The organism is Streptomyces sp. NBC_01237 (assembly GCF_035917275.1).
In the GTDB taxonomy this organism is placed as follows: Bacteria; Actinomycetota; Actinomycetes; order Streptomycetales; family Streptomycetaceae; genus Streptomyces.
Window position 1 is genome coordinate 5,828,910 of the sequence record NZ_CP108508.1, and the last position, 22,439, is coordinate 5,851,348.

17 protein-coding genes are annotated in these 22,439 nt (G+C 71.4%); 8 read left to right on the forward strand and 9 right to left on the reverse strand.

Annotated features, from left to right (window positions below; genetic code table 11):
- Window positions 1–76: 76 nt before the first annotated feature.
- Window positions 77–469, reverse strand: a complete 393-nt coding sequence (locus OG251_RS26110) for a DNA-binding protein (RefSeq protein WP_326679410.1) — start codon at window positions 467–469, stop codon at window positions 77–79.
- Window positions 469–720 carry a hypothetical protein gene (locus OG251_RS26115; protein WP_166027784.1) on the reverse strand — a complete coding sequence of 84 codons (252 nt, stop codon included), beginning with the start codon at window positions 718–720 and terminating at the stop codon, window positions 469–471. The genes OG251_RS26110 and OG251_RS26115 overlap by 1 nt, the downstream gene beginning before the upstream one ends.
- 250 nt (window positions 721–970) lie before the next feature.
- On the opposite strand from OG251_RS26115, the gene OG251_RS26120 reads away from it, so the two are divergent.
- Complete coding sequence (locus tag OG251_RS26120) at window positions 971–1,252, forward strand: type II toxin-antitoxin system Phd/YefM family antitoxin (protein WP_326679411.1); 282 nt, start codon at window positions 971–973, stop codon at window positions 1,250–1,252.
- Window positions 1,253–1,459: 207 nt separating this feature from the next.
- Here OG251_RS26120 and lanL read toward each other — a convergent pair whose 3' ends face one another.
- The 4 genes from lanL to OG251_RS26140 form a co-directional block, all read right to left on the reverse strand.
- Window positions 1,460–4,063, reverse strand: coding sequence for a class IV lanthionine synthetase LanL (gene lanL / locus OG251_RS26125; protein ID WP_326679412.1), 2,604 nt, complete (start codon window positions 4,061–4,063; stop codon window positions 1,460–1,462).
- Between the two features lie 2 nt (window positions 4,064–4,065).
- Window positions 4,066–4,248, reverse strand: coding sequence for an SflA family class IV lanthipeptide (locus OG251_RS26130; protein WP_073718075.1), 183 nt, complete (start codon window positions 4,246–4,248; stop codon window positions 4,066–4,068).
- A 295-nt stretch (window positions 4,249–4,543) separates the two neighbouring features.
- Window positions 4,544–7,180, reverse strand: coding sequence for a discoidin domain-containing protein (locus OG251_RS26135; protein WP_326679413.1), 2,637 nt, complete (start codon window positions 7,178–7,180; stop codon window positions 4,544–4,546).
- Window positions 7,181–7,398: 218 nt separating this feature from the next.
- Complete coding sequence (locus tag OG251_RS26140) at window positions 7,399–8,511, reverse strand: threonine synthase (RefSeq protein ID WP_326679414.1); 1,113 nt, start codon at window positions 8,509–8,511, stop codon at window positions 7,399–7,401.
- A 235-nt stretch (window positions 8,512–8,746) separates the two neighbouring features.
- Between OG251_RS26140 and OG251_RS26145 the strand changes: the two genes are divergently transcribed.
- Window positions 8,747–10,330 (forward strand): S8 family peptidase, encoded by a 1,584-nt coding sequence (locus tag OG251_RS26145; protein ID WP_326679415.1) that lies wholly within the window; start codon window positions 8,747–8,749, stop codon window positions 10,328–10,330.
- A gap of 259 nt (window positions 10,331–10,589) precedes the next feature.
- Here OG251_RS26145 and OG251_RS26150 read toward each other — a convergent pair whose 3' ends face one another.
- Window positions 10,590–12,023 carry a glycoside hydrolase family 18 protein gene (locus OG251_RS26150; RefSeq protein WP_326679416.1) on the reverse strand — a complete coding sequence of 478 codons (1,434 nt, stop codon included), beginning with the start codon at window positions 12,021–12,023 and terminating at the stop codon, window positions 10,590–10,592.
- A 323-nt stretch (window positions 12,024–12,346) separates the two neighbouring features.
- Here OG251_RS26150 and OG251_RS26155 point away from each other — a divergent pair, with 323 nt between their 5' ends.
- The 6 genes from OG251_RS26155 to OG251_RS26180 all read left to right on the forward strand — a co-directional run bounded on the left by OG251_RS26155 (window position 12,347) and on the right by OG251_RS26180 (window position 19,382).
- Window positions 12,347–13,099 carry a GntR family transcriptional regulator gene (locus OG251_RS26155; RefSeq protein WP_073718069.1) on the forward strand — a complete coding sequence of 251 codons (753 nt, stop codon included), beginning with the start codon at window positions 12,347–12,349 and terminating at the stop codon, window positions 13,097–13,099.
- A 233-nt stretch (window positions 13,100–13,332) separates the two neighbouring features.
- Entirely contained in the window at window positions 13,333–15,054 is a 1,722-nt protein-coding gene (locus OG251_RS26160) for a purine-cytosine permease family protein (RefSeq protein WP_326679417.1), read from the forward strand.
- A gap of 187 nt (window positions 15,055–15,241) precedes the next feature.
- On the forward strand, window positions 15,242–15,442 hold the full coding sequence (locus tag OG251_RS26165) for an SPOR domain-containing protein (RefSeq protein ID WP_326679418.1): 201 nt from the start codon (window positions 15,242–15,244) through the stop codon (window positions 15,440–15,442).
- Window positions 15,443–15,503: 61 nt separating this feature from the next.
- Window positions 15,504–15,905, forward strand: coding sequence for a (deoxy)nucleoside triphosphate pyrophosphohydrolase (locus OG251_RS26170; RefSeq protein ID WP_326679419.1), 402 nt, complete (start codon window positions 15,504–15,506; stop codon window positions 15,903–15,905).
- A gap of 186 nt (window positions 15,906–16,091) precedes the next feature.
- On the forward strand, window positions 16,092–16,634 hold the full coding sequence (locus tag OG251_RS26175) for an ATP-binding protein (RefSeq protein WP_326679420.1): 543 nt from the start codon (window positions 16,092–16,094) through the stop codon (window positions 16,632–16,634).
- Window positions 16,635–16,826: 192 nt separating this feature from the next.
- Entirely contained in the window at window positions 16,827–19,382 is a 2,556-nt protein-coding gene (locus OG251_RS26180) for a SpoIIE family protein phosphatase (protein ID WP_326681423.1), read from the forward strand.
- 64 nt (window positions 19,383–19,446) lie between these two features.
- Here the strand turns inward: OG251_RS26180 and OG251_RS26185 are convergent, their stop codons facing one another.
- Both OG251_RS26185 and OG251_RS26190 read right to left on the reverse strand, forming a co-directional pair.
- Window positions 19,447–20,160, reverse strand: a complete 714-nt coding sequence (locus tag OG251_RS26185; protein ID WP_326679421.1) for a PspA/IM30 family protein — start codon at window positions 20,158–20,160, stop codon at window positions 19,447–19,449.
- 128 nt (window positions 20,161–20,288) lie between these two features.
- Window positions 20,289–22,379 carry a TPM domain-containing protein gene (locus tag OG251_RS26190; RefSeq protein ID WP_326679422.1) on the reverse strand — a complete coding sequence of 697 codons (2,091 nt, stop codon included), beginning with the start codon at window positions 22,377–22,379 and terminating at the stop codon, window positions 20,289–20,291.
- Window positions 22,380–22,439: the final 60 nt, after the last annotated feature.

Sequence of the window (22,439 nt, forward strand, 5' to 3'; positions counted from 1 at the left end):
GTCCGCGGGAAGTCCTCGTCGGCGAGGTGCTGTGGCTGACTGCCGGCCTGACCGGCGTGGCTGCGGCCGGCGTGCTTCAGACCTTGACGACCTCTACGGAAGGGCCGCACAGGAGCGTCAGGTCCTCGGGGTCGGAAGTGAGGACGGTGACCGGCTGGGCCGCGTTACGCGCGATGACGGCGAAGGCCGCATCGATGGCGTACTTGTGGCCGTGGAGATGATGGACGCGAAGGAGGGCGGCGGCGTCGTCGGTGACCTCTCTGGTGACGTCGTGAACGTCGACGCGGGAGAGGACCCACTTGATGCGGGCCGGGTGGATCCGCTCATAATCGGCCTCAAGAGTGGTCATGGCGCTGGTGACCACGCGGATGCCCTCCTCTGACGCCGCTTGGACCAGCGCTACGACAGTGCGGTCCTTGCGGTAGAGCTTGGAGAGTCCTTCGCTGTCGAGCAGCAGGGTGCCGGGCATCAGGCGGCGGCACCGCCGACCTGACGGTGGTCATGGCGCAGCAGCGCGCGGGCGGCCTCGACCTCCTCGCGGGTGAGCTCGTCGTTGTCGGTCTCGAAGTCGGCGACGATCTCCCGAAGCTTGTCCATGGCGACCCGTTGTTCCAGGGCTTCGGCGACGTAGGCGGAGAAGCCGCCGGGCCCGACATGGGCGCGTACGGCCTCGGCGAGGTCCTCAGGCAAGCTGATGGAGTACTTTCTGCTACCGCTCATGGCGCCAATCCTACCGGCGGTCGTATCGGTCTGGATCGTGGCTCGGCCTTCCGGTTCAACGTGTGAGCGGGTGGCTCGGCGCCTCGCTGCCGTCCGGGTGGACGTGCGGTCCAGTCGGGGTCCGTCTCTTCGGAGCCGGGCCCCTGGCTGTTTCCCGTGCTGGGACGCTGCCGCTTCAGCAGTCGTTCGGCCTCGGGAGGACGCCGGGAGCCGTACGTTGTCCGGTACCACGCGATGGAGGGGGCAGGTCATGTCCATATCCGCGAGCGAAGCCCACAACGCTCTCTTTCCGTTGATCAAGAAGGTCAACGACGATCACGAGGCCATCGAGATCGTCTCCGAGCACGGCAATGCCGTGCTCGTCTCGGCCGAGGACCACGCGTCGCTGCGCGAGGGCTCGTACCTGCTGCGCTCGCCCGCGAACGCCCGCCGACTGCTCAGGGCATACGAGAACGCGCTGGGCGATATCAAGGTGTCGGAGCGCGAGCTGGTTGTTCCGGATGCGGAGGGTCCTGCTGCGGGGGTCGCGTGAGGTGTCTCTTCGGGGATGGAGCTGGGAGTACTGCGCGTTCCGGCTCAAGAGTGTGCGCGGGATGCTCGCCTGAAGAGGTCAAGGGTGATCCCTTGTCAGGGTCGACACGCCTGAGCCGTTGAGGTGCGGCTTCCCCGGGCCTGGTCGGGTCGGTGCTTCTGCGGGGCACTGCTCTGGTGCGGACGCTCCGGTTCGCCGTGCGAGCGGTCAGTCCAGCAGGCCGAGGCGGGGGCCGCCCCCGTCGTGCAGGCGTCTGAAGAAGCCGAGGACTCCGGCGGAGCCGCCGGCCCAGGTGGCGCTCGGGCCGGTCAGGCCGGTGTCCGGGAAGACGGGGTGGGGCCGGGTGCCGCCGCTGCGGCTCAGGATGATCATGGCGACGGTTTCGGCGGCGGCCCGGAACTCCTCGGATGCGGATGAGGACGCCTTCGCCATGTCCAGCAGGAAGTCGCCGACTCCGGCCAGCCCGCAGCACTGCGTGACCAGCGGCATGCGCGGTGCCAGTGCGGCGCAGGTGCGGGCGGCCTGTTCCGCGAGGGCCAGGTGGTCGGGTTCGTCGAGGCGGGCGGCGGACCGGGCGAGTACGGCGCCGATTCCGGCGAGGCCACGGCACCATGAGCCGTAGCGGCGTGTCGCCCGGGGTCCGGACGCCGCCGCGATGATGCCGGGTGTGACCGAGGCGAGGCGTGCGCAGGCCTCCCCTGATCCGGCGATGGCGGCCGGGTCGCCCGTCGCGCTGCCGTATTCCAGCAGGAAATGGGCGACGCCCGCCTCCCCGTGTGCGAAGCCTTCGCGGAGTGCGGCGCCGCCCGGTGTGCCGGAGCCGGTGGGCGTCAGCCGGGCTTCGCCCGACGCCCACATCCGGGCGCATTCGGTGGCGATGGCGAGGTGCCGGTCGGCGGCGTGGCGGTCGCCTGCCGTGAGGGCGTGCCGGGCGAGCCGGAGCCGGCCGAGGCCGATTCCGGCGGCGCCCTCGATCAGGTCCGCTTCGGGGAGTCCGCCGTCCGGCGTCCGGGTGGGCAGCGCCGGGTGGGTTCGGTGGGCGGAGTGGTGGACGTACGGCGCTGTCGTGTTTGTCGCCGTATGTGCCTCCGCGAGGAACACCTCGACGCCGGTCCGGCCCGAGTAGAAGCCCGGTGACATGGTCCGGGACTGTTGCGCCGTCCACCGCGCCAGTGCGTCGACCGTCTCGCGCACCCGGGGGCGGTGGAGATGGTGGAGCAGTTCCAGTCCCAGCCCCGAGCTGCCGCCGTAGACATCGATCGGCGTCGGGATGTTCGAGCGGGCGGCCTGTACCGGGTCCGCGATCCTGCGTGCCTCGTCGGCGCAGTACGCGGTGGTGTGCTCGATGATCTCCTGGAGCAGGCCGTCGTCGAGCCGGGGCGGCCGGGGTCGCCGGGACGGTCCGGAGGCACGGGGCGCCCCGGTGCGGAGCCGGGCGGCGACCGTGGTGCGTACGGACGTGCGGAGACCGGTGGCGACCGTGGTGCGTACGGACGCGTCCAAGCTCATCAGCCCGGCGATCGAGGCCCGCAGCTCCCGGTGACCGTGGCCGGGCAGCGCCCATGCCAGGCCGTCGAGGGTCCGCTCCCGGTTCACCGCGTCGTCGGGGTCCACGATCACCGGGTCCAGCCCGGTGGCGGCGAAGAACAGGGTCGCGCCCAGCGCGTAGTAGTCGTCGGCGGGATCGGCCGGTCCCGCTTCCCGCAGGACCGGTGCGCTGTAGCCGGGGGTCGCGCCGCTCGGGCCGACCCCGGCCAGCTCGCTGATCCCGAAGTCGATCACGTGGCAGCGCCCCGCGTCGTCGAGGACCACGTTGTTGGGCTTGAGATCGCGGATGACCACGCCACGGCCGTGGATGTCGTCCACTATGCGCAGCAGCCCGGTGGCGAGACCGGAAAGCGTGCGGGATGCGTGAGCGTCGTCGTCCCGGTAGGGGCCGTTGTCCTGGACGTCCCGGCGCAGGTCCCGTTCGCCGCAGCTGCTCATCACCAGGTACTCGTCCGTACGGTGCCGGAAGTAGTCCAGCCCGCGGGGCACACCCGCGACGGAGTCCAGTGCCTCAAGGACCGTGCGTTCATTGCGCAGCCGGTCACGGGTGTCCGTACCGGACTCGTCCTCGGCCACGAAGGCCCTCGCCTGCTTGACCACCACCGGCCGCCCGGAGAGCCGGTCGACGGCGCGGTAGACGTTCCCCTGCGGTTTGCGCACGATGCCGGCGGTCACCGTGTAGCGTCCGCCGCCGAATTCGCGTGAGGACCGTTTGCCGCCGCGTCCGGATTCGCTCGCGAAGGGGTCCTCGGCCCAGGGCGGGCAGCGGTACGAACCGTCGGCCAGTCCGTCGAAGACCTGCCCGTCGGGTCCGGTCATGACCGACTCCAGCCGCCCGCTCCGGCCGGTCCGGTAGTCGCCCGTGAAGGGTCCGTAGCGGTAGTAGACGGGGGCCTGCGGATCAACCCGCCGGTCGCTGACGACCTGTGGGCCCTCCCGGCCGCGCAGTACGGCGACGAGTTCCCCGGCGATCTCGACCACGGTGCCGGGCAGCGGGTAGACCGTGATCGCCTTGCCGACGACGCCCGCGCTCGACACCCCGGAATTGATGGCCCGCAGCGTCTCCGGATCCTTGGCGAACTTCGCGTGACAGACATGCCGCCGCAGTACCGGCAGTACCAGAGCGGCCACGTCCTCCAGATCGCCGGGGCGGGCCGAGATGTGCAGCTTCCAGCCGTGGTCCATCGCCGGCATCCGCGGATCGTTCAGGTACGACCATGTGTCGTCCGACGGTCTGCCGGGGCCGGCGATGGACTCGGCCACCGCTAGGAGTTCTTGTCGCAGCTGAAGCGGGTGGTGGCGGTGACCCAGGGATCGGAGAGACACGCGGTGTGCTCGCGGTCGCTCCGGTCGTCGTCCTCGAACACGATTGCCTCGTCGTCGAGTTCCAGCGGTCCCGCGTCGCGGAACTGGTCGACCTTCGGGAGTTCCAGCATGGCTATGGGCATGTGACGCCTCCGTGTCTCGTCGAGCATGTGCTGATGGTGCGGGACGTGACCGGCCGGGGCCGGTGAGCCCGCTGAGTCAAGGTGCTGATCCAGAAGGTAGGCAGAAACGATCTGTGTGACAAGAGGTCAGATACGGCTGGTTCTGTACGTCGGTCACGGGGGCCGGGGGCCGGACCTCCGCGGCGGGAGTGGCGCAAGGGCCGACGCGTCGCCCGTCGACCCCCGGACGGCGGTGAGCCGGCTCCGGAACCGGCCCGCGTCCGCGCCTGCCCCCGCCTCCCGCGTCCGGAGCGGTTCAGCGCGTCGTGCCGACCCGGAGTTCGGTGATCCCCGCGGGCTTGTCCGCGTTGTCCGACGTGACCGACACCCGTACCTTCCGGGCGTTGTCCCCGGCCAGGTACGGCCGCCAGAACCGGCCGTCGAGCGAGGTCTCCAGGCGGTGCGAGAGGGGCGGTACGTCACTCCAGTCCGGTACGACGGAGGTGACCCGGCGCTCCCGCCCCAGGTCCACCGTCAGGGAGCCCGTCGCCCCGACGGGTGACCAGAACGTCGCCGGGCTGCCGTCCACCGCCGCCTCCGCGTACAGGCCGGGGCTTTCGGAGGTGGCCGTCGCCGGGCGGCAGCGTGCCGCGTCGGCCGTCGGGGTCAGGTCGGGGCGGCGGGTCGGCAGGGTGAGGGTGGTGGACAGCCGCCGCGGGCCCGCCGGGGTGTGGACGGTGAACGGGGCCCCCGACGTCAGCCGTACCGTGCTCGTCCGGGCGCCGATGGCCACGTCGTACGTACGGCCCTGATAGTGCAGGCCCGTCAGCGTGACGCCCTCGTGCAGCTGCGGCGGCAGCATCGGGTCGAGCCGCACCCCGTCCTCCCGCAGCCGCAGCCCGGTCAGGCCGTGCGTGAACACCTGGAGGAAGCCCCCCTTGCCGGTGAGGAAATCCTCGGCGGGGAAGCCCGAAAGAGGGTCCTGCGCACCGGACTTCTCGCCGCGCGCCTCGGAGAACAGGGCGTACGGACCGCGGACGAAGGGGCGCACGGCGCGCTGGAGGTAGGTGTACGTCGCACAGCCCGCGGCCCCGATCGTGGCGGCGTCGATCGCGTGCACCGAGTCGGTCATCGCGGGACCGTCCGGATCGGTCCGGGCGGCGTAGTAGTCGAGCGTGGCGGCGGCCGCGCCCGGCTCCATCGGCCACTCCAGCGGATAGATCAGCAGCACCGTGTCCGCCTGCTTGATGGTCGAGCCGCGGTAACCCGCGTACTGGAGGAAGATCTTCCGCTCCGCGTCGTACGGGATGCGGAGACCGTCCGCGACCCGCGCCCAGGCGGCGGGCGCCGGGTGACCGAGGAGTTCGGCGGCGCGGGTCGCGTGGCGCAGGGCGGTGACGGCGACCGCGTTGGTGAAGACCCCGTCGGTGACCCCGTTGCTGTACTCGTCCGGGCCCGCCACGTTCCGCACGGAATAGCTGCCGTCGCTGTTCCCGGTGGCACGCGAACGCCAGAAGTCGGCGATGCCCTTGAGCAGCGGCCAGCCGCGCGTCGCGAGCCAGTCGCGGTCGCCGGTGGCCAGGTAGTACTGCCAGACGGCCAGCGCGATATCGCCCTGGAGGTGGTTCTGGGTCAGGCAGTGCGGCGGGTCCCAGCTCTGGCACTCGGAGTCGAGCCGGCCCCTGCTCGCGCTGGTCCAGGGGTAGAACAGGCCCTCGTAACCGAGCTTCTTCGCGTTCGCGCGGGCGGCGTCACGCGTGCGGTAGCGGTACTCGACGACCGAACGGGCGAGTGCGGGGCGGGTGGCCAGCAGCCCGGGGTACATCCAGGTCTCGGCGTCCCAGAACACCATGCCCGCGTAGTTGTCGCTGGTCAGACCGGCCGGGGCGATGCTGTCCGAGGAGCCGGTGCGGCTGCTCGCGAGCAGTCCGTACTGTGCGGAGCGCAGCCATCCCTGGAGTTCGGGGCGGCCCGGCACGCTCACGTCGAAGGCCCAGTCCCGCCGCCACGCCGCGGCGTTCTCCGCGAGGACACCCGCCCAGCCGCGCCGGGCCGCGCGGTGCGCGGCGTCGCGGGCGGACGCCGCCGGGGTGCGGGAGGTGAGCGCGGTGTCCACGCCGACGTACTTCTCGAAGGTGTACGTGGCACCGTCCCGTACCGGAGTGGGCCGCGGGGGCTTCCCGGACTCCGGCCGCAGCGTTTCCACGACGCCCGCGCCGCGCCGCATGGTCTGCGCGATGGCCCCCTCCGTCCCGGTCCCCAGGGTGCGGAACGTGCCGTCCGCGGCGACCGTGACCCGGCGTGCGCCCCGCTCGTCCAGCCGTCCGGTGATGGTCGCCGTGCCGCTCCAGTGCGGGGTCATGCGCAGGCGTACGGCGCCGGTGTGCACGTCGGAGCGGTCGGTCAGCACCTCGTACGTCAGGTCGGTCGCCCGGCCGTCGGCGGTGGTCCAGCGCAGCGACGTACGGACCAGTCCGCAGGCCAGGAACACGGTCTGGCGGTAGTCCGAGATCCGGCCGGCCGGTGTGCCGGTGCCGTAGGTCTCCTCGCCGACGCGCACGTCGAGGTTCGTCCAGCTCGGCAGGGCGGCGACGACCTCGCGGCCCTCGGCGGTGCCCTGCTCCCTGGCGTACAGCCCGGAGACGAAGGCGCCGTCGTAGCGGGGGGTGTACAGGGGCCAGCCGGTCTTCTCGCTCCGGGCGTCGTATCCGGCGCCGGTCGCGGGCACCCGGTGTCCGAGGTAACCGTTGCCGACATAGGGGTCGTAGCCCTCGGCCTCACCGAAGCGGGTGGACGTCGGCGCCCAGGAGGCGTCCTGATCACCCGTCCGGCCGCAGGCCGGGGGCGGGGCGGCGCCGTGCGGGAGTTCCGCCGCGTGCGAGAGGGGCGGCAGCGGCGCGATCAGGGCGGCCGCGGCCAAGGACGCGAGGAGAGGGATGCGCGAGAGGCTCACCGTACGAAGGTAGGGAAGACGGTGGCGCGGGCGGGTGCGCGGCGCGCGCGATCGGCCCACGGCCGCACGACGAAGCGCCGGATGGAGCAGAGGAGCGGAGCAGCGGAGGGGGGCAGCGGAGGGGGGCTTCGTCGGGTACTCCGCGTACGGGACGCCTGCGGGGCGCGTCCTCGCCGGGACGTGTACCGGACCGACCGGCGATCACCCCCCCGCTCCCGTCACTCGCGCGGTGCTGCCAGGCCCGTCTTGAGGCCCGCGCCGCACAGCGGTACGACGACGCTGCGGTCCGTCCAGCCGCCCACCGCGGCCCAGCAGGCCACCCCGGTCGTCTCCACGTAGAACCCCCGTGCCGCCAGGTCCAGTTGGGCGTCCCGGATCCGGTCCTCCGACACGGTGAGGAAGGTGCCGCCCGACGCGCGGACGGCCGCGAGGATCTGGCGGGCGCGCGGCGGGCGGGGGATGGCGATGCCCTCCGCGAGGGTGGGGGCCGTGCCGGTGGCGGCGGCGGGCAGCTCCGGTGCGCCCGCGTGGAACGCGGAGGCCAGCGGGGAGACCGCCTCCGCCTGGACGGCGATCAGGGCCGGGCGCCGCTCGATGAGTCCCAGGGCGTGGAGTTCGGCGGTGGCGAGGGCCGCGCCGAGGAGCAGGGTGCCGTTGCCCACGGGGACGGCGATCGCGTCCGGCAGTCGGCCGCCCAGGTCCTCCCACAGTTCGTACACGTACGTCTTCGTGCCGTGCAGGAAGTACGGGTTGAAGACGTGCGAGGCGTAGAAGGTGCCGGGTTCGCCGGCGGCGGCGCGGGCCGCCAGCGCCGTGGCCTCCCGGTCGCCGGGGACGGTCTCCAGCCGGGCGCCGTGGGCCCGGATCTGTTCGGTCTTCTTCGCGGAGGTCCCTTCGGGGACGTACACCGTGCAGGGCAGGGAGGCCCGCGCGCAGTACGCGGCGACGGCCGTGCCCGCGTTCCCGCTGCTGTCCGCGACGACGCGGGCGGGGTTCAGCCGGCGGGCGAGTTCCGCGAGCATCACCGCGCCGCGGTCCTTGAACGAGAGCGTCGGCATCAGGAAGTCGAGTTTGGCCGAGACGGTGTCCGTGAGCGGGACGAGCGGGGTGCGGCCCTCGCCGAGGGAGACCGCGGGGGCGGAGAGGGGCAGTACCTCTTCGTAACGCCACAGTGAATTAACGCGCCCGGCAAGGGAGTCGAGCGAGAGCCCGGCCGATGCCCGCGGCGGGTCGAAGTCGAGGTCCCAGGGGCCCCGGCAGACCGGGCAGCACCAGGTCAGATCGGTGTCGGCGGTGCGGGTCCCGTCCTGCGGGCAGAGATACGTGGCCATGCCCGCCAGCATGTCAGGCGGATGGCAGATGAATGTCGAGTGCATTGCGTGTCCCAAGGCACCCTTGTGGGTTTGCCATGGATCGGTCAAAGTTTCGGCTGGCAGCACGGCAGGCCGACCACCGGTGGCGCAGAAAGTGTGGCCCTCCGTTGGCTGATTTGTCATGTACCTGCCTGGAGCCGTCGTCCGGCTCCAGTGCCCCCACCAGCACCCGCCCATGAGGAGGACCCCTCAGATGTCAGCCACGCGTCACACCCCCCACGCCCGTCGAAGACTCGCCACGGCGAGCGTGATAGCCGGTGCCGCCCTCGCTCTCTCCACCGCGGCGGCCTTCCCGGCCACCGCGACCGAGCGCGCGGCGGAAGGCGTGATCGAGAACGCGGGCGCCCCGGGCGCGATCAGCGGCAGCTACATCGTCACCCTCGACGAGTCGGCTCCCGACGCGGGCTCCGCACGCGGCAAGGCACTGGCCGAGGAGTACGGCGCCGAGATCAAGAGGACCTACCGTTCGGCCCTCAACGGCTACGCGGTCGAGCTCTCGGCCGCCGAGGCGAGGAAGTTCGCCGCCGACCCGGCCGTCGCGTCCGTCGTGCAGAACCGGACCTTCAGGATCTCCGGCACCCAGCCCTCGCCGCCCTCCTGGGGCCTGGACCGGATCGACCAGAAGACCCTTCCGCTGAACCAGAGTTACACCTACCCCGACAAGGCGGGCGAGGGTGTCACCGCGTACATCATCGACACCGGTGTACGGATCAGTCACAGTGACTTCGGCGGCCGGGCCTCGAACGGCTACGACGCGATCGACAACGACAACACCGCGCAGGACGGGCACGGCCACGGCACGCACGTGGCGGGCACCGTCGCCGGGTCGTCGTACGGCGTCGCCAAGAAGGCGAAGATCGTCGGCGTCCGCGTCCTCGACAACAGCGGCTCCGGCACCACCGACCAGGTCGTCGCGGGCATCGACTGGGTGACGGCCAACGCCGTCAAGCCCGCCGTCGCCAACATGAGCCTCGGCGGCGGAGCGGACTCCGTGCTCGACGCCGCCGTGCGCAAATCCATCGCGTCCGGCATCACCTACGCCGTCGCGGCGGGCAACGAGTCGACCGACGCCTCCACCAAGTCCCCGGCACGCGTCGGCGAGGCCATCACGGTCGGCTCCACCACCAGCACCGACGCCCGCTCCAGCTTCTCCAACTACGGCACCGTGGTGGACATCTTCGCGCCGGGCTCCTCGATCACCTCGTCGTGGAACACCAGCGACTCCGCCACCAACACCATCTCCGGTACGTCGATGGCGAGCCCGCACGTGGCCGGTGCGGCAGCCCTCTACCTCGCCGACCACCCGGGCGAGACCCCGGCGCAGGTCTCCGCCGGCCTGGTCGCGGCGGCGAGCACCGGAGTGGTGACGAACCCGGGCACCGGCTCCCCCAACCGGCTGCTGAACGTCGGCACCGGCACCACCACGCCGCCCGGCAAGAAGTTCGAGAACACCACCGGCTACGCGATCGCCGACAACGCCACGGTCGAGGCGCCGGTCACCGTCACGGGCATCAGCGGCAACGCTCCCGCCGCGCTCAGCGTGCCGGTCAACATCACGCACACCTACTCCGGCGACCTGAAGATCGACCTGGTCGCGCCCGACGGTTCGGTCTACAACCTGAAGGCGTACGGGACGGGCGGCAGCACCGACAACGTGATCACCACCTACTCGGTGAACGCGTCCTCCGAGGTGGCCAACGGTGTCTGGAAGCTGCGGGTCAGCGACAACGCGTCCGCGGACACCGGGCGGATCAACACCTGGGCACTGCAGTTCTGACGAGTGCCCGAGCCGCGGTGGACGCGGCAGCGACGAGTGAGTGAATGAGTGAACGACGAGTGCGGGGCGGTCGCATCACGCGACCGCCCCGCGCCCCTGTCCGTCCCTGTCTGTTCCCGTCCGTCCCTGTCTGTTCCCGTCCGTCCCTGTCGGGAGCGGTCCGTCCCTGTCGGGAGCGGTCCGTCCCTGTCGGGAGCGGTCCGTCCCTGTCGGGAGCGGTCCGGATCGGTCCGGGTTGATCCGGACCGATCCGGCCGGGCTAGCGGCGGTTGAGGCCGCGGTCGACGGCGGTGATCAGCTCACCGTTCTCCGTGTCGCCGTCCAGCGACCAGAACATCGCGCCGCCGAGCCCGCGGTCCCGTACGTACTTGGCCTTGGTGCGCAGCACCTGGGGGTCGTCGTACGTCCACAGGGTGGTGCCGTCGAACAGCCACGCGTGCCCGTTACGGGTGCCCCGGTGGAGCGCGTACGTTCCGGATGCGGCCAGCTTCTTGAGGGCCTTGTAGTCCTCGTAACCGGCCGCGTACGTGGCGGGCGCCGGTGCCGCGGCCGGCTGGCCGAGGCCGTCGCCGCCGCCCGTCACCCCGGTCCAGCCCTGCCCGTAGAACGGCATGCCCACGACGAGCTTGCGGGCCGGGGCGCCGCGTCGGATCCAGTCGCGCACGGTCTGGTCGACGCTGTGGTCGCCCTTCGCGTACAGCGCGGACTGCTGGGCGGTGGTCTTCTCGCCGGAGACGTGGAAGTCGTAACCCTGAAGGTTCACGAAGTCGAAGTCCCGCATGATGCGCGGGACGTCGAAGCCCGCGTCGATCTTGGCGGGGGAGGTGGGGACGTAGGCCGACAGCTCGTAGTGCCGGGGCCGGGGCGTGTGGCCGTGCCCCTTGCCCTTGCCCTCGTCGGCCTTCGTGGCCTTGGCGGAAGTCCTGGCGTAGGCGTCGAGCTGCTTGCGGAACTCGTGCACCAGCGCGGTGAAGTTCTTCTTGTCCTCGGGGCGGAAGACCGTGCCGGTGTTGCCCTCGGATCCGGGCCACTCCCAGTCGATGTCGATGCCGTCGAAGAGACCGGCCGCGGCCCCGGCGCCGCCGCGTGCCCCGTCCACCGGCAGATTGCCCTTGATGTACAGGTCGACGCAGGACGAGACGAGTGCCTTGCGGGAGGCCGCGGTGCGGGCGGCGTCGGAGAAGTGGGTGGACCAGCTCCAGCCGCCCAGCGAGATCATCGCCTTGAGGCCGGGGTGCTTGGCCTTGAGCTCGCGCAGCTGGTTGAAGTTGCCCGCCAGGGGCTGGGTGTCGGTGTCGGCGACGCCGTCCACCGATCCCGCCGCGTCCAGCGGACGGGCGTAGTCCGCCCAGGCGTCGGACTGACCCGGCACATTGCCGGTGAAGCACTTTCCGTCGGCGCTGACGTTGCCGAAGGCGTAGTTGACGTGGGTGAGCCTGGCCGCGGTGCCGCTCGTGTCCAGGTCCTTGACCTGGAAGTCGCGCCCGTAGACGCCCCACTGGGTGAAGTAGCCGACGCTCCTGAACGCGGGGCGGTGGTGCCCCTCGGTGCGGTCGGTGTCGCCCGCCGTGCTGCTGTCGGAGGGGCGATCGCCGGAGCGGCCGGCGCTGGCCGTGGCCGCGGGCGCGATGCCTGCCAGCAGCGTGAGGGCGCAGGCGGCAACGGTCATTCTGGACAGGGTTCTTCGACGCATGAGGCTCGTTCCTGTGCGTGAACTGGAGCTGGGGATGCGGCTGGAGAGTGCGAGTGCCGTGCTGTGCCGTGCTGTGCTGTGCACAGGAAGTTATTGGTCTGGACCAAAACCGGTCAAGGGTTTGGCGATGACCGATCGCCCGGATCGTGTCGCAGGGGGGAATCTGGGGCAGAGAAAGGCCGAGACTCCTGTGGCGCTCATGTTCGAAATATGCACCGAGTGACGCCAAATCATCACTTCGAGTGAAACTTTGGCCATTGCTTGCGGTCCACAACCCACGGTTGCCAGTCTGTTGCAGACTGTCAACCTGTTGGGAGTGGCCTGTGACTTTCGGTGAGCAGCCCGCCTATCTGCGCGTGGCGAGCGATCTCAGAGAGAAGATCGTCAACGGCGCGCTGCCGCCCCATACGCGCCTGCCGTCGCAGGCCCGTATCCGCGAGGAGTACGGGGTATCGGACACCGTCGCCCTGGAGGCGCGGAAGGTGCTCATGGCCGAGGGGCTGGTCGAGGGGCGCTCCGGTTCCGGTACGTATGTGCGCGAGCGTCCCGTGCCGCGTCCGATCGCCCGCTCCGGCTACCGGCCGGGCGCCGGGGCCAGCCCGTTCCGCCAGGAACAGACGGCGGACGGGGTGCGCGGGACCTGGGAGTCGCGCAGCGAGCAGGAGGAGGCGAGTGCGGAGATCGCCGAACGGCTCGGTATCGAGCAGGGCGACCGGGTGATGCGTACGCACTACGTCTTCCGCGAGGCGGGTGAGCCGATGATGCTCTCCACCTCCTGGGAGCCGCTCGCCGTCACCGGGCGTACGCCGGTGATGCTGCCGGAGGAGGGCCCGTTGGGCGGCTGCGGTGTGGTCGACCGGATGGCGGCGATCGACGTCGTCGTGGACAACGTGGCCGAGGAGGTCGGCGCGCGCCCGGGGCTGGCGGAGGAGCTCCTGGCGCTCGGCGGCGTACCGGGCCATGTGGTGATGGTGATCGGGCGGACGTACTACGCGTCGGGACGCGCCGTCGAGACGGCGGACGTCGTGATTCCGGCCGACCGCTACCGAGTTGCGTACCATCTGCCGGTCAAATGACCCCCGGGCACCCGTGCCGGGCGATGCCGCAGCGGTGCGGAAGTGCCGCGTGAGCGGCGCTCCTTTCGGGTGACCGATATCAGGACGGCCTGTCCGCCCCGCGTGATGCCGAGTTAACGCCCCCTCGGGACCCGTAACCCCCGGGCAACCACCGGCACCAGTGACTTGTCATGTCCGGCTCCTAACTTCCCGTTCGTTACCCGCACACCGGACTGACGAACGGGAAGTCACCGATGACGGACACCGCCACCCCCACGACGGCCGACGTGCCGGAAGCGGGGCCCCAGGACGGCCCCGGCGCACCCGCGCGCAGTTACGCCAGGCTCGCGGCGGACGAGAGCCGCGAGGACTACTCGCTCCGCTACGCCCCGCACTCCTTCCGGCGCTGGTCGCCCGCCACGGTCGCGGGCACCGCGCTCGGCGGGATCGCGTATCTCGCCGACTTCGCGATCGGCGCCTCGATCGTCTTCACCTACGGATTCACCAGCGGACTCGCGTCGATCCTGGCCGCCGCGGCGATCATCTTCCTCACCGGCATACCGATCGCCCGCGCCTGCGCGAAGTACGGCCTGGACATGGACCTGGTCACCCGTGGCGCCGGCTTCGGCTACTTCGGCTCGACGCTCACCTCGCTGATCTACGCGTCGTTCACCTTCATCTTCTTCGCGCTCGAAGGCTCGATCATGGCCCAGGCCATGCACCAGGCCATCGGGCTCCCCGTGGAGATCGGCTATCTCCTCACCACACTCATCGTCATTCCGATCGTCTTCCGGGGCATGGGCGCACTGGCCAAGGTGCAGGCGTGGACACAGCCGGTCTGGATCGTCGGCATGGTGCTGCCGTTCGTGGTGCTCGCCTTCGAAGCCCCGGACGCCTGGGGCGCCTTCGGCTCCTTCGGCGGCACGGAAGGGGCCGGCCCGGGCTTCTCCTGGGTCGCCTTCGGGCTCGGTACGGGCGTCGCGCTCTCGCTCATCGCCCAGATCGGCGAGCAGGCCGACTATCTGCGCTTCATGCCGGCCAGGACGGAGGCCAACAAGCGGCGGTGGAACCTCGCCGTGCTCGCGGCCGGGCCGGGCTGGGTGATCATCGGCGCCGCCAAGCAGCTCGGCGGGGCCCTGCTCGCCTTCGTCGCGCTGGAGGCGGTCGGCAAGACGCATGCCCTGGAGCCGATCGCCCCGCAGATCGAGGCGCTGAAGCCGTGGCTCGGCTCGTTCGCGCTGCCGGCGGCCGCACTCTTCGTGATCGTGTCCCAGATCAAGATCAATGTGACCAACGCCTACAGCGGCTCGCTGTCCTGGTCGAACTTCTTCTCCCGGATCACGCACAAGCACCCCGGCCGGGTCTGGTACATCTTCCTCAACCTCGCCATCGCGCTCACGCTGATGGAGATGAACATGTTCGCGGCCCTGAACAAGCTGCTGGGCTTCTACTCCAACGTGGGCATCGCCTGGATCGTGGCCGTCGCCGCCGACCTGGTCATCAACAAGCGCATCGGCCTCAGCCCCCGGTACATCGAGTTCAAGCGGGCATATCTGTATCCGGTGAATCCGGCCGGGTTCGGTGCGATGGTGATCGCCTCGACCGTCTCCATCCTGGCGTTCTTCGGGCTGTTCGGCACCTACGCGGAGGCGTTCTCCACCTTCATCGCGGCCGGACTGTCGCTGGTCCTGTGCCCGTTGATCGCCCGGGCGACGAAGGGGAAGTACTACCTGGCCCGCCCCAACCCGGTGAACGGGCCCGACGTCGAGGTCCCCGACATCACCGCCACCCACACCTGCGCGGTCTGCGAGACCGCCTACGAGCTGCCGGACATCGCCGACTGCCCGGTGCGGTCGGGACCGATCTGCTCCCTGTGCTGCTCGCTGGACGACGGATGCGGTGACGTCTGCCGCAAGGAACCGGCGGCCGGTCCGGTCCTGATGCCGATGCCGACCGTGCGCCGAACGGCCGGCTGACCCGGCCGGAACTCGCGAGGGGGGGGCGTATCCGAGAGGATGCGCCCCCCCTCGCGCGACCGGGTGTGTATCTCTTTGTGTAAAGACGCCTCCGCAGCGTGAAGGTCAGGCGTAGGCTCGGGCATATGCGTACTGCGGTTTCCTGGGGATCCTTAGAGACGTGCACGCCGGTGGGGAGAGGGGCGAAATGCGGGGGAGCGACACGATGAGCGACAGCGGTGCCGTGCTGGCGTGGCTGGTGATACGGCAGGACGACAACGGCAATCGCTACCGCGTCGGCAGGTACGCCACGCAGGAGGAGGCCCAGAAGATAGCGGACGGCCTCGACACCCGAGGACACAAACAGCTGTACTGGGTGGAGCGCATGGACCGGCGCGCGCGGCCGTAGCTGCCCCGGTCCGGATCGCTCGGGACCGGAGCGGGGGCGGCGGGCGGCTACGCTCCGCCGTATGAACGATTCTGTGGTGGTGGTGGCCGGAGCCGTCTGTGACCAGGGGCGGCTGCTGGCCGCCCGTCGCAGCGCACCGCCCGAGCTGGCCGGCCGCTGGGAACTGCCGGGCGGCAAGGTGGAACCGGGCGAGACCGGCGAGCAGGCGCTCGTACGGGAACTCCGCGAGGAGCTCGGCGTGGAGACGGAGGCGCTGGAGCGCATTCCGGGCGCCTGGCCGCTGAAGGCCGGATACGTCCTCCATGTCTGGACCGTGCGCCTGCTGTCCGGAGTGCCCCGGCCGCTTGAGGATCACGACGAGCTGCGCTGGCTCGCGCCCGACGAGGTGGACCAGGTCGACTGGCTGGACCAGGACCGGCCCGCCGTCGCGGAGGCCGTCCGCCGGATTCCCGCACGCCGGTGACACCGCGCCGGATTCCCGCGCGCCCATGACGAGGGCCGTCTGCCCGGGTCATGCACCCGTACGACCCAGGCGATGCACCCGTACGACCCATACGTCACGATGCGGGATAGTCCAGCCCGTATATCGGGTATGGGCCGGTTAGTACTCTTCTGTGCGGGGGTGCGCCCTCGTTGCTGGTCTTGGGAAGTGATCGGCGTGATCGATACCGAAGGCGACTGCGCCGAGTGGGCCTTTCCGGCGGCGCCGGGGTCCGTGCGCAGCGCCCGGCATGCGGTCCGCGACGCGTTGCGTGGCTGGGGGCTCGACGAGGTCTTCGGTGATGTGACCGTGCTGCTCGTCAGCGAGCTGGTGACCAATTCCCTGCGGTACGCCTCCGGTCCCATCGGCGTACGTCTGGTGCGGCCGAGCCCCGACGGGGCGTACGCCGGGGCACTCGGCGGAATCGGCGGTACTGGCAGTGCCGGTGGCTCCGGTGGCTCCGGCCGGAGCGCCCCCGCAGACGCCGGCGGGGACGGTTCCGAGAGCGTCACCGGTTCCCCGTCCGCCCATCACGGACTCCTCGTGGAAGTCTCTGATCCGCTTCCGGATCCACCCACCGAACGCAGCGCGGGACCCGATGACGAAGGGGGCCGAGGACTACAGCTCGTGGCTTGTTCCGCACGTCGCTGGGGGACCCGGCGCGGAAAGAACGGCAAGACGGTGTGGTTCGAGCTGGCTCTCCCTGGTTAGGAGTGGGGAGACGCGCAACGATCACCGGAGGTCGGGCAGAACCCTGGCTGAAAGGGACCGAGACCTTGCTGTGATCGTGAACGCCGTGTCGGTCGGGGCCGTAGTACTGAATACTGCGTGCAGGACCGGTCCGGTGTGTGAGCTGGAGGGGACGGTCGCGTGAGCGAAATACCTGGGACAGCGGGCGACATCGTGTGGCAGAGCAGCCCGCCTGGCTCGATCTACGACTACATCAGGGTCGCCTCTTTCTCGATCGGGCCCGACGGGTTGATCGAGCAGTGGAGCCGGCGGGCCGCCGGTCTGTTCGGCATGGCCTCGCACGAGGCGGTCGGCCGGGACCCGGTCGATGCGTTCATGCCCGCCGAGCTGCGCCCGGAGGGCCATCGGCGGGTCGGTGAAATCCTCGACGGCAAGGAGTGGACGGGACTCGTCCCGTTCCGGATGCCGGGTGAGGGCGGTGCGCACGGGCTGGCGGAGATCTATGTCATGCCGAGTCTGACGGCAGCGGGTGAACGGGCCGCGCTCTGTATCGTCGTGGACGTCCGGGCGCTGCGCCACATCGAGACGGACCTCGCCGCCTCGCAGGCGATATTCGGTCAATCTCCTTTCGGCTTCGTACTGTTCGGCACGGACTTCACGGTCGTCCGGGCCAACCAGCGCTTCGCGACGGTCTTCGGCGGAGCCGCCGACGACCACCGGGGCCGTACGGTCGACGACTATCTCGCCCGGCCCGAGGCCGAGCGTCTCTCCGCCACTCTGAAGCGGGTCCTGGAGACCGGCGAATCCGTGACCGACCTCCAGCTGATCGGCACCGCACCGGGCGACACCGGCCGCCGCCACTGGTCCATGAACCTGTACCGGGTGCACAGCGGGTCGGGCCGGCCCGTCGGTATCGCCGGACTGGCCACCGATGTCACCCGCCGCCAGATCGCCGCCCGCGAAGCGGCCAGCGCCCGACGCAATCTCGCCCTCCTGAACGAGGCGGGCGCCCGTATCGGCACCTCCCTCGACCTGGAGACCACCGCTCGCGAGCTGCTCGACGTCGCCGTCCCCGGCTTCTGCGACCTCGCCTCCGTCGACCTGTACCAGGGACTGCTCTCCGGCGACGAGGCCCCGCCCGGCAGCGGGGGCGCACCGCACGGCGAGTCCGGCGGCGGCTCCGCCGAACTGCGCAGGGTGGCCCATGCCAGCGCCGTCGTCGACGCGATGCCGGCCGCCGTGTCCGGCATCACCGCTCCGGGGCCGGCCGGCACGTCTCCCGCACTCGGCTCGGTGCACCGCTTCCCCTACGGTTCCCCGTGCGCCGTCGCCCTGCGCACCGGCCACGTCGAGGACGTTCCCGGCGACGGCCTCGGCTTCGTGCAGTCCACGCTCGCCGTGCCGATGGTCGCCCACGACACCGTCGTCGGACTCGTCCAGTTCTCCCGTACGAAGGGCAGTGAACCCTTCGGGGAGCGCGACCGGGCGCTGGCCACCGAACTCGCCGCCCGAGCCGCCGTCTGCATCGACAACGCCCGTCTCTACCGCCGTGAACACGAGCGCGCGCTGATACTCCAGCGCAGCCTCCTCCCGCCCGGCGACCCGGAGGCCGCGGGCCTGGACATCGCCTGCCGCTATCTGCCCGGCAACACCGCCACCGAGGTCGGCGGCGACTGGTTCGACGTGATCGAACTGCCCGGACACCGCACGGCCCTGGTCGTCGGTGACGTCATGGGCCGCGGGCTGCGGGCCGCCGTCGCCATGGGTGAACTGCGCACCGCGGTACGGACCCTGGCCCTCCTCGACCTGGAACCCGCCGAGGTGCTCTCCGCCCTCGACGAGGTCGCCCGGGGGCTCGGCACCCCCGGCGGCGGGGGCTTCGGCGGGGGCGGCGGAGCGCAGTGGCCCTCCCGCGTCGCGCACAAGTCCCGCGAGGCGGACCTGTCCGAGGTCTATCTGGCGACCTGTGTCTACGCCGTCTACGACCCGGTCACCCGGCGCTGCACCTTCGCCAACGCCGGTCACCTCCCTCCGCTCGTGGCCGAGCCGGGCCAGCCGGCCCAGCTTCTCGACGTACCGCCGGGGATGCCGCTCGGCGTCGGCGGCGAGCCGTTCGAGGAGGTCGAGGTGGAGCTGAAGGAGGGTGCCCTCCTCGCCCTCTACACGGACGGCCTCGTCGAGTCCCGCGACCATCCGCTCGAAGAGGGGCTCCAGGCGTTCCGCGCGGCCCTGACCGCCCCCGAGCAGCCGCTGGAGAACGTCTGCGACCACGTCCTGAGCACCCTGGACACCGGGCACGGGGAGGACGACATCGCTCTGCTGATGGCACGTGTCCAGGGGCTGGCGGTGGAAGCCGTCGGCGACTGGCGGCTGCCGCCCGAGCCCCGCTCCGTGGGCCGCGCCCGTGAGCTGGCCCGCTCCCAGCTGCTCGCCTGGGACCTGGACGACCTGGTGGACACCACCGAACTCCTCGTCAGCGAGCTGGTCACCAACGCCCTGCGGTACGGCGAGGGCGAGATCCGGCTCCGGCTGCTCCGTGACCGTACGCTCGTGTGCGAGGTCTGGGACGCGGGGCTCGTCCAGCCCCGGCGGCGCCGGGCCCGCGACACCGACGAGGGCGGGCGCGGGCTGCAACTGGTCGGACTGCTGAGCGCCGCCTGGGGGTCCAGGCGGACACCGCGCGGCAAGACCGTCTGGTTCGAACTGCCCCTGCCCGACGGCGCCCCGGCCGGTGAGCTCTCGGTGGAGCAGCTGCTGAGCATGTACTGAGCCTTGGGAGTGGACGGGAGGGGAAGCCGGACCGCGGGCCGGTGCCGCGTTCTGTGGCCTCCCGTCACGAGCCCGCCTTCAGGGCCGCCAGCCGCGCCGCCACCTCCGCGCTCTCGCCCAGGCTGTCCAGCTGCTCGAACTGGGCGTCCAGCGACGACGCGGCGAGCTCCTGCTTGCCCAGCGCCCTGGCCTCCTCGCGCCGGACCTTGTCCTCGAAGCGGCTCAGTTCGCTCGTCGGGTCGAGCACGTCGATGTTCTTGACGGCGTCCATCATCTGGTTCTGCGCCTGGGCGGACTTGGCGCGTGCGACCAGCTCGTCGCGCTTGGACGTCAGCTCCGTCAGCTTGCCCTTCATCTGGTCCAGGCCCGACTTGAGCTTGTCCACCACCTCCGTCTGCGAGGCGATGGTGGGCTCCGCCGTCCTCGCCTCCTGCTCCGACCGGAGCTGACGGCCCAGGGCGACCTTGGCCAGGTTGTCGAACGTGTCCGCCTCGGCCGCCGAGCCCGCCGCGCGCAGCTCGTCGGCCTTCCGGCTGGCCGCGAGCGCCTTCCCGCCCCACTCGGCCGCCGCGTCGACGTCCTCCCGGTGGTCCTGCTCCATCAGCCGGAGGTTGCCGATGGTGGCGGCCACCGCCTGCTCGGCCTCCGCGATGTTGTTCGTGTAGTCCCGGATCAGCTGGTCCAGCATCTTCTGCGGGTCCTCCGCCTGGTCGATCAGGGCGTTGATGTTGGCCTTCGCCAGCTGGGTGACGCGGCCCAGAATGGTCTGCTTGGTCATGGCACTGCTCCTTCGACGACGAACGGAGGACGGGAAGAGGAGGGAAGAGGGCGGGAAGAGCTGAGAGGCGAGAGGTACGAGAGCGGGGGAGGGAGAGGGGAGCGGAAGGGGAAGGGGAGCGGAAGGGGTCAGAAGCGGCCTCCGCCGCCCCGCCTGCCACGGGTGCCCCCGCCGCCGAAACTGCCCGGCCCCCCGAGGGACCCGCCCCCGAAGCCGCCGCCCATGCCGCCGCCCCGGCCGCCCCCGCCGAGCAGTCCGCCGAGGATGATGCCGCCGAGTACCGCCCCGCCCATGCCACCGCCCCCTCCGCCCATGCCGCCGCCCGGACCCTGCTGGTTCCCGAAGCCGCGTACGTCCTGTTCGGCCAGGCTCCGCGCCTGCCCGGCCAGCGCGTCCGCCTGCTGCGCCTCGGCCAGCGCGCCCTGCGCGTCGTCCGTCCCCGCCAGCTCCCCGGCCCGCTCCCAGCGCCGCTGGGCCTCCGCGAGACGGGTGCGGGCCTGGCTGCCGACCGCGCCGCGGTTCGTGGTGATGTAGTCGGCCGCCGCCGCGATCGCGGAACGGGCGGTGAGCATCGCCTGATCGAGGAGCGACCGCGCCCGCCGGTGGCCCTGCTCCTGCTCGCGTGCCCCGGCCAGCGCCTCGTCCAGCGCGGTGTCCGCCTCCTCCACCCTGCGCAGGGCGTCGACGGGGTCGTGACGACCGGCCGCCACCTCACCGCGCACATCGGTGAGCACCGATTCGGCGCGAGCGATCCGGCCGCGCAGATCCGCGGTCGAGACCCCCTCCGCGGTGCCCTCCAGCAGACCGCCCGCGTCGGCCAGGTCCGTCTCCGTCTCGGTGAGCGCCGCCGGGAGCCTGTCCGACGCCTCGCCGAGCTCCGCGGCCCGCCGGTCCACGGCGTCGGCCAGGGTGGCCGCCTGCCCGACCGCCCCCTCGGAGGCCCGGACGTACACCGCGGCCTTGGAGTTGTCGCCGTCGTCCACCGCCTGGCGGGCCTGGTTGAGGCTCGCCGTGGCGAAGACGAGCCGGTCCTTGGCCTGTTCGATGCCGTCCGCCACGGGAGCGACGGCCGAGTCCGCGTACCGGCCGCGCAGTCCGGTCAGGGTCTCCTCGGCGGCCGTGATCCGCCCGGTGAGCTCGCGGAACGTGGTCTCGACGGTGGCCAGGGCCTGCGGAGCGGTACGTTCCAGGGCGCGCAGCCGGTCGAAGTCCTCGGTCACCGTGTCGAGCCGTTCATTGGCGTCCGCGCAGCGGCTGATGATCTCGTCGAGCATCCGGCGGCGCGTCGCGTCGTCCTCGGGGAAGGCGTCGTCGAGCTGCTGGCGCAGCCGGAAGGCGGCGGTCAGCCCGGCCTTCGCCCGGGTGACGGCCTCGGTGAAGGGCGCGGCGGCCTCCTCGCCGAACTGGGCGGTGGCGAAACCGAGTTCCTCCTCGCTGGTGCGCACCGCGTCATCGGTGTCCACCAGCGCTCCCTTCGCCTGCGCGTCGAGTTCGGGCAGGGCCATCAGCGGCTCCGGCGCACCGCCCCCGCCGCCCCATCCGCCCGCGGCGGGGGTCGTGCGGCCCGTCATGCGCCGCTTGCGCCGGGTGTACGCGTAGACGGCGACCGCGCCCGCGCCGACGACGAGGGCCACCGGCAGGACCAGATCCCCGGCGCTCGTGGAGTTGGAGGAGCCCGTTCCGGGGTCGGCGGGGCCCGGTGTGAGGGCGGGGGTCGGTACCGGCTGCCCGGCCAGCACGGCGGAGTAGCCGTCGGCCGCTCCGATCGCTGCACCGGCCCAGTCGTTCTGCCGGAGGGCGGGTTCGATCGCGGTGGCCGCCACGTCATGGAGCTGGGAGTCGGTGAGCCGGGAGCCCGCGTCGACGGAGTAGGCGTACTGCCGGTCGTGGGTGGCGACGGAGAGCAGCACGTCGTCCTGGCCCAGACCGTTGCGGTTCGCGGTCTCATCGGCCCAGGTCTGCGCGGACCGGCCGGAGAAATCACGTACGTACACCACGAAGAGCTGGACGCGGCGGTCCGTGTAGAGCCGGTCGAGGGCCGCCGCGACCTCTGCCCGACGGTTGCCGAGCGCCCCCACCTTGTCGGTGATCTGCCCGTCGCGGGACAGCGTGGCAGGGCCGTCGGCCCGTGCGGTCACGGCGGCGGGCAGAGCGAGCCAGCACAGCGCCAGCAAGGCGCTGAGCAGGGCCCTGCCGGGTATCGGACTCCGGATACGCATCACAGGCGGCATCACATTTGTGAGGCTATGTCCACCCTCGGTGACCCGCTACCGGGAGGC